Consider the following 13,980-nt stretch of genomic DNA (forward strand, 5'->3'; position numbering starts at 1 on the left):
GGATTAAACGGGTTTTCGCGGATTTTAATTTTTAATTCGTAAAATTCACGGGCCTATAAATTCGCAAAAAAAAGAGACGCACTGCTGTGCATCTCTACTATTTAAATTACGTAATATATTAGAAAAAAATCTGTGTTAATCTGTTTAATCTGTAAAACCCGTGCGCAATTTTTTCTACAGATTAATTATCTTTTTTTGTGCATTACTTGCGATTGCAGCTTCGATGATTTGCATCACTTTTACACCATCTTGAGCTGTAACCGGTTCTGTTTTATTATTTGTAATAGAATCGTAAACACCATCAAAAAATGAAAAATAATTTCCCTGAAGCGTTGGGATTTTTTCACGAATTTCTTTTCCGTCTATTTCAGTATGTAATAATCCTTGCAAAGTTTCAGATTCAGTTCCCCAAGATTCTAAATTTGGTTTCTTTCCCAATTTCAATTCATCTTCCTGAACATCACCTCTAGGTTTTAAGAATGATCCTTTTTTTCCGTGAATTGTGTATGCCGAATTTGCTTCTCTAACAAAGAAACTTGCTTTTAGTCGCACCCTGAAATTTTCATAGATCAACAATAAATCGATCCAGTCGTCGACCAACGAATTTTCTCTGGTATAACGAATATCTCCAAAAACCGATTTTGGCGAACCAAATAAACAAACGGCCTGATCAATTAAATGCGGACCTAAATCTTTCAGGATTCCGGCTCCGTCATTTACAGTTTCTTTATGTGCTTTTGCACTCAATAAAGGATTGTATCTGTCAAAATGAAATTCGGCTTCGACTAAATCTCCTAAAACGCCGTCTTTAATTATTTTCTGAACGGTTTTAAAATCACTGTCCCATCTTCTATTCTGGAAAACGGCTAATTTTAGTCCTTTTTCTTTAGCAATTGCTGCTAATTCTTCTGCTTCGGCAACGGTTGTAGTGAATGCTTTTTCGACAACGGCATGTTTTCCTGCCAAAAGCACTTTTTTAGCATATTCATAATGCGTTCCAACTGGCGTATTTACAATTACCAAATCTACATCGTCTGCTAATAACTCATCGATTGTTGGATAACTTTTTACTGTTGAATAATCTTCCTGAATTAGTTTTTTGCTTCTTTCCCAAGAACCTAATAATTCAAATCCCGGGTGAATATTCAAAAATGGAGCGTGAAAAACTTTCCCCGACATTCCGTATGATAATAGTGCTGTTTTTATTTTTTGCATTTCGTATGATTTTTATCAAAATAAATTTTAATATTTTTTTACCATTAAGATATTAAGTTTCATTAAGCTTTGAACTTAATTTTTCTTAATCTCTTAATGGTTCAAATAAAAAACTTATGTTTTATTTTTTTTATCTTGTTTTAGCGCGTTCGTATTGTTTAGGCCATTGCACTTCTTCGTTTAATTCTCTGGCGAAATCTAATGGTAAATTCGGGTTTCTTAATGATTCTCTTGCAAACAAGATCAAATCGGCCTGACCGTTATTTAAAATAGTTTCTGCCTGATGTGCTTCTGTAATTAAACCAACGGCTCCGGTTAAAATGTGCGCTTCTTTTTTGATTTTTTCGGCAAAAGGAACCTGATAGTTTGGCTGTAGCGGAATTTGTTGATGCGAAACCAATCCGCCAGACGAAACATCAATTAAATCTACTCCTTTTTCTTTTAAGATTAATGAAAGCTTTACAGATTCTTCAGGATTCCACCCGCCTTCTGCCCAATCTGTAGCCGAAATTCGAACAAACAAAGGCAAGTCTGAAGGCCATTCTGTTTGAACTGCTTCCAGAATTTCTAAGGTAAAACGGATTCGGTTTTCGAAACTTCCGCCATATTCATCTGTTCTGATATTGGTTAAAGGCGATAAAAACTGGTGCAATAAATAACCATGTGCGCCATGGATTTCTAATACTTGATAACCTGCTTCAACAGCTCTTTTTGTTGCTGCTTTGAAATCTGAAATCACTTTTTGAATTCCTTTTTTATCCAAAGCTTCCGGAAGAAAAGGTTCATCATCGTGATAGGCTACAGCACTTGCCGAAACTGTTTGCCATCCACCTTGAGCGAAATCTAACTTTTTATTGCCCAACCAAGGAGCCGAAACGCTTGCTTTTCGTCCTGCATGTGCCAATTGAATTCCGGGAACAGCATTTTGTGAAACTATAAACTCGTTGATTGTTTTTAGTTTCTGAATGTGTTCGTCTTTCCAAATCCCAAGATCTGACGGTGAGATTCTGGCTTCGGGAGAAACTGCCGTTGCTTCCTGAATAATTAAACCTACTCCGCCACTGGCACGACTGCCAAGATGAACCAAATGCCAATCGTTTGCAAATCCATCAATTGACGAATATTGACACATTGGCGAGATTACGATTCTGTTTTTTAAAGTAGTATTTTTTATCGTGAGTGGAGAAAATAATAATGAAGCCATATTTGTAACTTTTAATGGTTTTAGGCTATCAATTGGGTACGATAGTCTTTAAAAAAGTAAAGTTACAGCATCTTCGTAAAAGTAGAAATCTAAATGTTTATTAATTAACAAACATTTAAAGCAAATTCTGTTTGCTCCACAAATTATAGTATTCTTTTTGTTGTTCTAATAAACTAAAATGATTTCCAGATTCAATAATTGCTCCATTTTTCATCACTAATATGGTATCAGCGTTTGCAATTGTACTCAATCTATGTGCAATAACTATTACTGTTTTTCCTTGAGATTTAAAATTATCAATAACTTCTTTCACGATTTTCTCTGAATTTGTATCAAGTGATGATGTTGCTTCATCCATTAATAAAATTTCAGGATTTTTGTATAATGCTCTGGCAATTGCAATTCGTTGCTTTTGTCCACCTGATAACATTGCTCCATTTTCGCCAATTTGAGTATCAAAACCATTAGGTAGTTTCTCAACAAAATCTGTAATTCCTAATTGTTTTGATAGATCTAAAATCCTTTGAATATCTGGAAATGAATCTCCCAAAGCAATGTTTTCAATAATATTCCCGGAAAATAAATTAAGCTGCTGTGGAATAACTCCTATTAATTGCCTTAAACTCTTGTAATGTATAAATTGAGTGTCATAATCTCCAATGCAAATTTTCCCTTCTTTTATTGGGTATAAATTTTGAAGTAGTGAAATCAAAGTTGTCTTTCCGCTGCCGCTTTCTCCGACAATCGCTGTTGTTTCATTTTTCTGAAATATGGCATTAAAATTTTTAAAAACTTCGACACGGGAACCATAACGAAAAGAAACATTTTCGAATTTTATATCTCCTATATTTTCCTTTTGCAGTTCAACTTTATTTTCTGTTTCTTCTCGTTCCAAATCCATTATTTCAAAAAGTCTGTCCGCAGCAATTAATGCATTTTGCGCTGTTTTGTTCATCCCTATTAAAGAAGCAACAGGCGAAGTAAAATACCCTATCAAAGCATAAAATGAAAATAATTCTCCGGGAGTAATCGATCTGTCAATTACATAACCAGACCCAATCCATAGGAGAATAACTGTAAATGCAGAGGCTAAAAATTGTGTCGAAGTATTTGCAAACACTCCGTTTAAACCTGATTTGTAAGTTGTAAATAGCAGTTTTACAAATTTATTCTCGGTCTTTATATTTGAAAATTCCTCTATCCCAAATTCTTTTACGGTTCTGACATGCGTAATGCTTTCGACTAATTGAGTTTGTAATTCAGCACCGTTTTCCATTATATTTCTTTCGACCTTTTTGTTGAATTTATTTAAAAGAAAATAAATTGCCGCATAAAACGGAATTACAAGCAAAATAACCAAAGCTAATTTCCAATAATAAGTAAACATTAAAGTGAATGAAAAAATGACAATAAAAATATTTACAACCATTTCTATTGCTACTTCATTTATAAAGGAACGAATTTTTACAGCATCATTTATTCTGGATGTAATTTCCCCAATTTGCATGGTATCAAAGAAACGTTGTGGCAAATGAAGTAAATGTTTGTAGTACCCAAGAATTAATTTTGCATCAATCAATTGCCCCGTTTTCATTACAAAAATGCTCTTTTTAGAACCAATATAAGCTTGAAGCAGGATAATTGCCATCATAGAAATGCTTAAGAGATTGAGTAAATTTCTGTTACCATCTACCAAAACATAATCGGTTATTTTTTGAATATAAATAGACATTGCCAATCCTAATACAGTAAATACTATAGCGCCGACCAAAGCCTGAATCAGAATAATTTTATGTGGCTGAATCAAATTCCAAAAACGTTTTACCGGAGAAGTTTTGTCATTAGAGATTTTAAAATTATCATTAGGAGCAAAAAGAATCAAAACACCTGACCATATTTTTTGAAAGTCCTCCAAAGTGTAAATTTCCATTTTACCAAAGCCAGGATCCATAACTGTAATTTTGGATTTTTCAACTTTATAAATTACAACATAATGATGCAATTGCTCTTTTGTAATAAGATGTGCAATAGCGGGAAGCGGGATTTTATCTAAAGAGTTCAAACCACCTTTCACACCCTTTGCTGTAAATCCCATTTTTTCGGCAGCTTCAATAATGCCAAGCACATTTGTACCACGTTTATCTGTATTGGCATATTGCCGAATTCTAGCTATAGGAAGATTAATCTTGAAATGGTTTCCAATAGATACCAAACAAGCAGCACCACAATCTTTAATATCATGTTGCTTTATTTTTATTGAAGCCATTTTTATTTATTTTTTGAGGATACCTGTTTTGGATTTAGCCAATCGTCTATTTTGTCAAATAATAAATCAAATAAGCTTCTGCGGGTTATTATGTATCTTGTTGTTAAGGTCATGCCTTTAGAAACATTCGCTTCATAACCTGATTTTAATTGTAGCGTTGTAGAATCTAATGCACAGCGGACTTTGAAAAAAGCCTGATCTCCCTGAATGGTTATATTTCGATCAATATCAATTACTTTCCCTTCTAATAATCCCCATTGATTATAGTTGAAAGCATCTAATTGAAATTTAACTTTCTGATTCTTTTTTATAAGTCCAATATCATTTGGAGAAACAGTACTCTCTACAATAAGACGATCTGCCGCCGAAATTGTAGCAATAGATTGTGAAGCATTTATGTACGAACCTACCTGAATACCCGAAAAACTTTCTATTGTTCCAGAAATGGGAGCCAGAACAATATAATTATTTGACTCTACTTTTATTTTCGCGACAGCTCCGTTCAGGTTTTTTAATCTTTCTTCCAGATCTCTTTTCTGATTTTCCCAGATAGCTTTTTGTTGGCTTATGAAACTTTGTAAAGCTTGTTTATTTAAACGTAATTCATATTCCAGTTTTTCAAAATCAGCTTTTGCAATAATATCTTTATCGTGCAATATCTTATTTCGGTCATAATTTATTTGAGCTTGCGAAACTTTACTTTGCAATTCATTTTTACCCGACTGAAATTTAGACAAATCCTCACGTGATACAGCTGTTGATAAATTTGTGGTTTTATTTTGTAATAAATTCGAAACGTCATTTAAAAGTGCAACAACAGAACTAGACAAGGTGTCTTGTGTTTTTTTATCCGTTTCTAAGTTTTCTTTTGAAATTTTTATAAGCGTATCGCCTTTTTGTACAATCTTGTTATTCTTCAAGGACAGCCATGTCACACGACCGTTTACTATTGTTGTTACAGGCACATTATCAGTTGTACTGCGAATAGTCCCGCGGCTTTGACTGCTGATATCTACTTTAATAACTGGTAACAGCGCTAGGAAAGTTATAAGTGCTAAAACAATTACCAAGTAAATAGACATATTCTTAGTTTTGTTTTTTGCTATTAAATTTTCGAGAGTATTTACTGGATCTGAACTGAAGTTCATCATATTGCGTCTTTAATCGTTAAAAAAATCCTTAACGTGAGAAAAATTAGAATCAATAATTTTTGGTACTTCATTAATCAATTATATTATTTTTTCTCATCAAATCAATAGCATTCATGCTTTTAGTGACTCCTTTTGTTAGTTTGTAATCTGGTTCAAAATGACCATTTTTATTATGCAATTCAAAGCACAAATTATTCACATTATTAGGATAATCATTTTCCATTTTTGTAAGATCCAGATCATGCGTAGCAATAACACAATTCATTAAACTTTTCACACTAATTATTTTTTGTAAAAACATTTCTGACCCCTTAAGCTTATCGACAGAATTAGTTCCTTTTAAAATTTCATCTAGTATTATAAATTGTGACTCATTATTGTTTAATTTATCAACTAACAATTTCAATCTCTTAATTTCAGAATTAAAATATGAGCTTCCGTCAGAAAGTGAATCATTTGTCCTCATACTGGTAAATATTGAGATAGGTCGAAAGTAAAAAGAATCTGCACAAACTGGACATCCATTCATGGCTAATACCATATTTATGCCAATACTTCGTAAAAAAGTACTTTTACCCGTCATGTTTGCGCCAGTAATGATTGTGACATTATTGTTTTGTTTAACGCAAAAATCATTAGCAACTCTGGTTTTTATATTTAGAAGAGGATGTGAAAGATTCGAGGCTTTCATTGTCTCAGAATCCTCTGTACAAATGGGATAAACAAACTCTTGATTTTTATATGAAAAAAGACCAAAACAAATTAATGCCTCAAATTCAGCAACAGACTCAAACCATTTGGGAATTTCAGTATTATTCTCGAAAATAAATTTCTCCATTTTTGAAGCAAATTGCAATCTCCATAAAAAAATAATGTTTAAAATACTGCCAAAAAAAGGAATATTAATATTTTCATAGGAATCAATTAATCCAGATAATTTCTTAACTAATAAAGAAGCCTTAATAGTATTGTTTTTAATAACTTTTCTTTGCAAATTAGAGTTATTCGAAGAGGTAAAAATTTCATTTTCAATTAGTAAAAACAAATCAGAGTAACCTTTTAATCCTATCACTTTTGTATCTACTGAGGCATAAATTGATTTAATAGATTTATCGTAAACCTTATTAATAATTGTAAAAATTAATATTGAAAGCAGAAACATTAATGAGCTAAATATTGGAGATTTTATAATAATTGCATAAGTAATCCAAAAAATATTAAATACAGGAACAACAATTAATAAAACTGTAACTAATTTTTTATTTAATTTTAATTTTGAACAATGAAGTCTCCAATTTAAAATGCTTTTTAAATTAGAATTACTTGATTTTATTGATTTTGTCAACGCAAGAAATCTAATACTCCATTCAACTTTTGACGAAAGTTCTTTTATTGCACTTTGTCTATTTATAATATCATCAATTAATAGCAGATGATTTAATAAAAAAAAACTTAATCTGTCTTTTCCTATGTCGGTTTGACATCTGTTTATTTTTTGATACAAGGAGTTATTTCCGAAAATATCCAAATCATAACTATAAGGATGATTTATGTCTGATCTTATAGATGCGTCATCAAAATCGTTTTTCCCTTCATCATTAATTTCAATACATACTTTCTTAATATTCTCAAAAAAAAGTATTGAATTGGTTATATTACTTGATTTATAAACGAAGAATAAAAAAGCAAATAGCAATATGATTCCAATAATTAACTCAAAAACATTTCCAATTTTTAAATACCTAAACATTTCAATTAAAAAAAAAAGAAATGAAAAAGTTCTTAAATAAGAAACTATACGTTGCTTTTTTGAATATCCTATAAGTAGTTCTCTCGCATTTATATTTATAGCTTCTATATCTTTCAATTCTTATAATTTTAAATTGTTTTCTTATCTTATGAATAAAGATGATGCCAGAGACACCATCTTTATTTTAAACTAAATACACGATCATTGTTTTAAGCATAGTAACCATAACTAAAACCACAATCCATATACCAGCCAATACCTGGCCATTGAAGAAAAAAACCACCTTCAACTTCACTTACTTCTTGAACATTAAGCTCAACTAAATTCAAATCTTCTAAATTCATCACTGCTAATTCCATAATTTTAAAATTTAAAGGGTTAAATAATAAATTTAACAAATCATTTTCTCGAGAACTTTTTTGTTATAGCAAACTTATCAGAGTTCCGTCTAATAAAATTGGACGGAAGTTTAAATTTTAATATTTGTGGGGAAATTATTTTGAAAAAAGCTCTTCTTCAATTTCTATAAACTGAGCCTTTTCAAATTCTTTAATTTTTTTGTCTTTTACCAAAAAGATTTTACTGCAATCTTTATAAAGAATTTCTAAAATATGTGAAGAGATAAAAATGATGCTGGTTTTTGATAACTCTCTAATATAATTCATTAGCAAATAATTAGACTCTAAATCAAGACCATTAAAAGGTTCGTCAAAAATATAAATTGAGTATTCTTTTTGGAATATGGCATTCATATAAGCCTTTTTTTTCATTCCGGTCGAAAAGGTTTTAATGAGTTTATCCTGAGGAACATCAAACATTTGGAAATCATTTTTTTTAATATTTAATAATTCCTGATAGAAAACAGCAAATTCTTTAGCGGTCAATTCATCATAAATTAGAGGATCAGTAGGACACCAGGCTATTTTTCCCTGAAGAGAAATTTCTGTTTCATGAGCAATTGATCCTTCAAAAGAAGTTAATCGAATTATAGATTTAAATAAAGTTGTTTTTCCTTCACCATTTTTTCCCACAACACCATAAATTCCATTTTTGGATATTGAAATCGAAATGTTTTCTAAAACTGTTTTATCCTTATAGGATTTGTTTTTTATGTTAATTTGAAACATGTTGAATAACTTTGATAGTTTTAATAGATTTTAAATATAAAAACGGGATAGCAATAAGTGGTATTCCTAACGGAAGCGTGCTTACAAAAACGGCAAACATAAGTTGATGCAGAAATTTATTGTTGAAATACGAGTATTTGAATATGATATTGATTAATGGAATAACAAAAATTAAAGGAGTAAAACAAAGTAGTTTCCATTTTTGAAATAAGGAGAGAGTCACAATTATCAAAACACAAATAATCAATGAGTTAATAGTTGCCGTTTTGAATTGTTTATGAAGATAATCTTTCCCATAATAAGCACTTACTTTTATACTTTCAATAGTTTCTCTTTGAAAAGAAGGTAAAACAGTAAAGATTGAAGCCACAAAAAACGAAGCTATAATAAGATTTTCGTTATTATATAAATCCCCGACGAAAACTAAAAAAACAGAAATGGGAAGAAATAAAATTAAGCTGTTTCTCCTCCAGCAAATATGCCAAAATGGATCAAATAATCTAAATGGATACTTATTTATTTTGCCATTTAATTTTGGAACATTAATATAAATCACTATTAGCATAAGATATATTAGAGTAAACCAATATTCTTTATTTAGAATAAGCAAAACCAAATAAGGTAAACTATAAATAAAATATTCTGTAAATAATATTAACTTCCATTTCCTGTTTTGTCTTAGAAGTTCAATATCTTTTCTCTTAGAGTGATAGAAAAATATATCGAGAGAGAATAAAAGTGAATAATCTCTTAAGACATGAAACTTTTCATTCATGCAATAAAACAAAAATAGATATCCGAAGAGAAAAAGTATTAAAGCCAATTTATCCATCGGAGGAAGAAATTTCCTTAGACGAATTAGCAACAAAGTTTGAATTATTTGTATCATATTTTACTGTAAAACAAGGAGCGAATCACTAAATAGTACATTCGCTCCTAGAAAATTCCTGCTATTAATACGCTGCATGTGTTCCCCATAATAGGAAAACTGCAATTACCAATGGTATAATCCCTCCTTCAATTTCCTGGATTTCCTGAGCATTTAATTCTACTAAACCAAAATCTTCTAAATTCACTATTGCTAATTCCATAGTTTTAATTTTTAAAATGTTAATTAATAAATTCAACAAATCATTTTCTCGAGAACTATTTTGTTATAGCAAACTTACCAGAGTTCCGTCTAATAAAATTGGACGGAAGTTAGAACCTCCAAAAATTTCTCTTGATTCATCATCTTTGATAGTTGTAAGAGAAAAACTCAATATTAATTCAAAAGAAGTTTCATAATAGTAGCTTTCCCTCTTTTTACAGTATTTTAAGGGTGCGTCGAGTTCTTTAATTACTTCTAATTCGTTATAAAGCTGACTTCGGCTTAAGAACAGCTTTTTTGCAAAAACACTTGGTGTACCTGTCTTTTCAGAAATTATTAACTTGTGTATCTTTTTAATTCTTTCAATTTGTTTAATAAAATTCATGGCTTTTAAGATAAAAATTAATACAACAACATCATTTGCAAAAAATTAAAAACATTACTGTTAATTATTTACGAGTAATCTCGTTTTTAATTTAAGCTGAAATTATACAGGACACGAGCAAAAAGCAGCTCTAAAAAGTTTTAAGAGTGTTGGAATAAGGCATTTTTGTAACATTAAGAACAAATTGGTTACTAACTATTGCATAATAAATACGAAGTCTGTTTTAATGGATAAGAAGTAAGAACGATTATTAACAAACATTTAAAACCTTATGTATTATATTGCGCTATCAAATTAAAATAGAAACGTTACTTTTGTGCGTTAAATACGAACTAAAAATACAAAATGGATATAGTTATCAAACTCTCTCAATTTCTATTGAGTTTATCTTTACTTATTATTCTTCACGAATTAGGGCATTTTATCCCTGCAAAATTGTTTAAAACCAGAGTCGAAAAATTTTACTTATTTTTTGATGTTAAATATTCTCTATTAAAAAAGAAAATTGGCGAAACAGAATACGGAATCGGATGGTTACCGCTTGGAGGTTATGTAAAAATTTCCGGAATGATCGACGAAAGCATGGACAAAGAACAAATGGCTTTGCCTCCACAACCGTGGGAATTTCGTTCTAAACCAGCCTGGCAACGTTTGATCATCATGCTTGGCGGTGTTACGGTAAACTTTATTCTGGCATTTATTATATATATAGGTATGGCGTTTGCTTATGGTGATACGTACATTGCTAATGCTGATTTGAAAGATGGTGTCTTTGTTGAAAATCCTGCGATGCTTAAAGCTGGTTTTAAAACGGGTGATAAACTTGTATCTATCGACGGAAAAAAAGTTGAAAATTACGACAATAGTTTAAACATGAATATTATCATGGCTAAGCAAGTTTTGATCGAAAGAAACGGTCAACAACAAACGGTCAATATACCTAATGATTTTGTTGATCAGTTATCAAAACAAGAAAAAGGTTTATTAGTTTCTATTCGCGTACCTTTTGCGATTGGAAAAGTTGATGATGCATCTCCTAATCAAAATTTAAAAGTTAAAGATTTGATTCTTTCCCTTAACGGAGAAAAAGTAAAATATTTTGACGAAGCAAAAACAATCTTAAGTAATAATAAAGGAAAATCAATTCCTGCTGTTGTTTTACGTGATTTAAAAGAAACGCCTATTACGGTTAAGGTTTCTGACAAAGGTACTTTAGGCGTAGTAGCTGGTGGTTTAGATATGAAATCATTAGAAAAGCTAGGATACTACAAAATCAGCACTAAAAACTACAGTTTTATTGAATCAATTCCGGTTGGATTAGAAAAAGGTAAAGATCAGTTAGTAGGTTACGGAAAACAACTTAAAATGATTTTTAATCCTGAGACTAAAGCTTACAAACAAGTTGGTGGTTTTGCGGCTATTTTTAACATTTTTCCTAATTCATGGAGTTGGGAAACCTTCTGGTCAATCACTGCTTTATTGTCAATTATGCTTGGAGTTATGAATTTATTGCCAATTCCGGCTCTTGATGGTGGTCATGTGATGTTTTTATTATACGAAATAATCAGTGGAAGAAAACCTAGTGATAAATTCCTTGAAAATGCCCAAATGGTTGGTTTCGTTCTACTTATAGCGTTACTTTTGTTCGCTAACGGAAACGATATTTATAAGGCAATTGTCAAGTAGTAAAATATTTTAAAAAAAGTGCAAAAATGTTTTTGAGAAACTAAAAAATCCTCTATATTTGCACTCGCTAAAAAGAGCAACAACTTCCTCCTTAGCTCAGTTGGTTAGAGCATCTGACTGTTAATCAGAGGGTCCTTGGTTCGAGCCCAAGAGGGGGAGCAACTTTTTTTAGCAAACATATTTACCTTTAAGGTGATTCCTTCTTAGCTCAGTTGGTTAGAGCATCTGACTGTTAATCAGAGGGTCCTTGGTTCGAGCCCAAGAGAGGGAGCTTATTAAATACCACTTACAATTGTAAGTGGTATTTTTTTTTGCCCAAAAATTAACATCTATGTACGTTGTTTACATTCTTCACTCCTCTAAACTTAATCGATATTACATTGGATTCACATCCGATTTCGATACTAGAATGGAATTTCACAAAAATGCCGAATCGAACAAATTTACAGCCAATGCTCAAGATTGGAAATTATTTCTCAAAGTAGGATGTGAGACCAAAACTCAAGGCCTAGACATTGAAAAACATATTAAGAAAATGAAAAGTAAAATTTATATTGAGAATCTAATTAAGTACCCTGATATAGTTTTTAAACTCAAAGAAAAATACAAATAAAACTGTTAATCAGAGCCCCGATAGCTATCGGGGTTGGTTCGAGCCCAAGAGAGGGAGCTTAAAAAAAGACTATCATTTTCATGATAGTCTTTTTTGTTTTTAAAGCCTTAATTTTAAAAACTCACTTCTTAGCCAATTGATTTGCCGAATTTTTACTTTCGAACAATATCATCATCTCATTTGCTTTCTCGGTTTGATTTGTCACTTTTAACGACTGCGCATATCGATAATAATATATTGAATCTAAATCTCCTGTTTCGTCCATGAGCTGTGCGTAATATTTAGCTGCGGTCTCCATATCATTCTCGAAGTAAGATCTGTCTGCAACTTTTTTGAGCATATCTACAGATTTATAGCCTTTATCGATAATTTTCTCATAGGCGCTAACAACATTAATACTCACATATTTTGTCTTTTCTGAAGGAGCCAATACCGCAACTTTAACCGGCTTGATAACTTTGGCTGTACTATCAACAAATGTTTTTGAGTTTAAACCTACCTCAACTGTTTTTAATTTTGGTTTTCTGTATATTGGAGTTACTATTCTGGTATTATTTGGCCCCAGATCATAGGTATTTACCATGTCTAGCTTTGATACTTCATATTTGGTTACTCTTCTTCCAAAGGTCATATTGATAGTCTCTTCGACACAATAGGACTCTATAACAAGATCATCACCATTTGAGGTATTAGCGGACTGCGAATGTGCATTTCCAGTTGCTGCAATGGCAGGAGCGTGATTGGGGCTGCTACGCTGAGCAATACAGTTAAAAGAAAACACACATACAATTTCAATAAAAAGTAGTGTATAAGTTTTCATAATGACTTAATTAAGTTGTTTGCAACATTAAAGGTACTTTATGTTCTCTTCTTTACTTTATAATGCCTGTGAATGACTGTAAAAGTCGTTTAAGTGCTGGTTTTCTTTAAGTTAAAACTATTATTAAACCTTTCTATAAAAGATTGAATTGTTATTCTGTACGAAAAATTGTATTTTTGTTTTGCACACGGCAAACATCAAAAAATGTATCCTACAGAAGCAAACCTGTATGATACTATAACCCTAATTTCTCAAGAATTTTAAATATCTTTGAATCATGAGCACAGTAATAAAACCAAATCATATCGGGCGAAAAATAAGCCGTATTCGTGAACTTCGTGATATGAAGCAAGAAGCTTTGGCACAAGCTTTAGGAACGAACCAACAAGCTATTTCGGCTATTGAAAACAGCGAAACGATAGATGAAGAAAAACTTAAGGCAATTGCTGAAGTTTTAGGCGTGTCTGTTGAAGGAATTAAGAATTTCTCCGAAGAAGCTATTTTGAACAATATTCAAAATAACTACGAAGGCTCTGTTATTAATGCTGGACCAACTGTAAATCATCAATGCTCATTTAATCCTCTTGATAAAGTTGTAGAACTTTATGAGCGTTTGGTTTTGGCTGAAAAAGAGAAAGTGGAATATTTGGAGAAGTTGTTGAAAGGAAAATAA

General features: G+C 31.2%; 14 protein-coding genes and 2 tRNA genes. 5 read left to right on the forward strand and 11 right to left on the reverse strand.

Annotated features, from left to right (window positions below; genetic code table 11):
* Nucleotides 1–174: 174 nt before the first annotated feature.
* From EAH81_RS03140 to EAH81_RS03185, 10 genes are all read right to left on the reverse strand, one after another.
* On the reverse strand, nucleotides 175–1,215 hold the full coding sequence (locus EAH81_RS03140) for a Gfo/Idh/MocA family oxidoreductase (RefSeq protein WP_140503664.1): 1,041 nt from the start codon (nucleotides 1,213–1,215) through the stop codon (nucleotides 175–177).
* A 130-nt stretch (nucleotides 1,216–1,345) separates the two neighbouring features.
* Nucleotides 1,346–2,419: an NADH:flavin oxidoreductase/NADH oxidase gene (locus tag EAH81_RS03145; RefSeq protein ID WP_140503666.1), complete on the reverse strand. Its 1,074-nt coding sequence runs from the start codon at nucleotides 2,417–2,419 to the stop codon at nucleotides 1,346–1,348.
* A gap of 115 nt (nucleotides 2,420–2,534) precedes the next feature.
* The gene (locus EAH81_RS03150; RefSeq protein WP_140503668.1) at nucleotides 2,535–4,685 is read right to left on the reverse strand and encodes a peptidase domain-containing ABC transporter; all 2,151 of its coding nucleotides are present in this window, start codon (nucleotides 4,683–4,685) and stop codon (nucleotides 2,535–2,537) included.
* Between the two features lie 2 nt (nucleotides 4,686–4,687).
* Entirely contained in the window at nucleotides 4,688–5,836 is a 1,149-nt protein-coding gene (locus EAH81_RS03155; RefSeq protein ID WP_241676497.1) for an HlyD family secretion protein, read from the reverse strand.
* Between the two features lie 70 nt (nucleotides 5,837–5,906).
* Nucleotides 5,907–7,703 (reverse strand): MutS-related protein, encoded by a 1,797-nt coding sequence (locus EAH81_RS03160; RefSeq protein WP_140503670.1) that lies wholly within the window; start codon nucleotides 7,701–7,703, stop codon nucleotides 5,907–5,909.
* A 92-nt stretch (nucleotides 7,704–7,795) separates the two neighbouring features.
* The gene (locus EAH81_RS03165) at nucleotides 7,796–7,945 is read right to left on the reverse strand and encodes a class IIb bacteriocin, lactobin A/cerein 7B family (RefSeq protein ID WP_140503672.1); all 150 of its coding nucleotides are present in this window, start codon (nucleotides 7,943–7,945) and stop codon (nucleotides 7,796–7,798) included.
* 135 nt (nucleotides 7,946–8,080) lie between these two features.
* Nucleotides 8,081–8,713 (reverse strand): ATP-binding cassette domain-containing protein, encoded by a 633-nt coding sequence (locus EAH81_RS03170; RefSeq protein WP_140503674.1) that lies wholly within the window; start codon nucleotides 8,711–8,713, stop codon nucleotides 8,081–8,083.
* A complete protein-coding gene (locus EAH81_RS03175) occupies nucleotides 8,700–9,083 on the reverse strand; it encodes a hypothetical protein (protein ID WP_140503676.1) in 384 nt (127 codons plus the stop codon). The genes EAH81_RS03170 and EAH81_RS03175 overlap by 14 nt, the downstream gene beginning before the upstream one ends.
* 583 nt (nucleotides 9,084–9,666) lie before the next feature.
* Nucleotides 9,667–9,804 (reverse strand): class IIb bacteriocin, lactobin A/cerein 7B family, encoded by a 138-nt coding sequence (locus EAH81_RS03180; protein WP_241676499.1) that lies wholly within the window; start codon nucleotides 9,802–9,804, stop codon nucleotides 9,667–9,669.
* A 63-nt stretch (nucleotides 9,805–9,867) separates the two neighbouring features.
* A complete protein-coding gene (locus tag EAH81_RS03185) occupies nucleotides 9,868–10,188 on the reverse strand; it encodes a hypothetical protein (protein WP_140503678.1) in 321 nt (106 codons plus the stop codon).
* Between the two features lie 345 nt (nucleotides 10,189–10,533).
* Here EAH81_RS03185 and rseP point away from each other — a divergent pair, with 345 nt between their 5' ends.
* From rseP to EAH81_RS03205, 4 genes are all read left to right on the forward strand, one after another.
* Nucleotides 10,534–11,874, forward strand: a complete 1,341-nt coding sequence (gene rseP / locus EAH81_RS03190) for an RIP metalloprotease RseP (protein WP_140503680.1) — start codon at nucleotides 10,534–10,536, stop codon at nucleotides 11,872–11,874.
* An 85-nt stretch (nucleotides 11,875–11,959) separates the two neighbouring features.
* Nucleotides 11,960–12,033 (forward strand) — tRNA-Asn (locus tag EAH81_RS03195).
* A 38-nt stretch (nucleotides 12,034–12,071) separates the two neighbouring features.
* Nucleotides 12,072–12,145: transfer RNA gene (locus EAH81_RS03200), tRNA-Asn, on the forward strand.
* 60 nt (nucleotides 12,146–12,205) lie between these two features.
* Complete coding sequence (locus tag EAH81_RS03205; protein ID WP_140503682.1) at nucleotides 12,206–12,487, forward strand: GIY-YIG nuclease family protein; 282 nt, start codon at nucleotides 12,206–12,208, stop codon at nucleotides 12,485–12,487.
* A gap of 121 nt (nucleotides 12,488–12,608) precedes the next feature.
* Here the strand turns inward: EAH81_RS03205 and EAH81_RS03210 are convergent, their stop codons facing one another.
* On the reverse strand, nucleotides 12,609–13,307 hold the full coding sequence (locus EAH81_RS03210; RefSeq protein WP_140503684.1) for a hypothetical protein: 699 nt from the start codon (nucleotides 13,305–13,307) through the stop codon (nucleotides 12,609–12,611).
* 277 nt (nucleotides 13,308–13,584) lie between these two features.
* Between EAH81_RS03210 and EAH81_RS03215 the strand changes: the two genes are divergently transcribed.
* Entirely contained in the window at nucleotides 13,585–13,980 is a 396-nt protein-coding gene (locus EAH81_RS03215; RefSeq protein WP_140503686.1) for a helix-turn-helix domain-containing protein, read from the forward strand.

Source organism: Flavobacterium pectinovorum (assembly GCF_006438875.1).
In the GTDB taxonomy this organism is placed as follows: domain Bacteria; phylum Bacteroidota; class Bacteroidia; order Flavobacteriales; family Flavobacteriaceae; genus Flavobacterium; species Flavobacterium pectinovorum_A.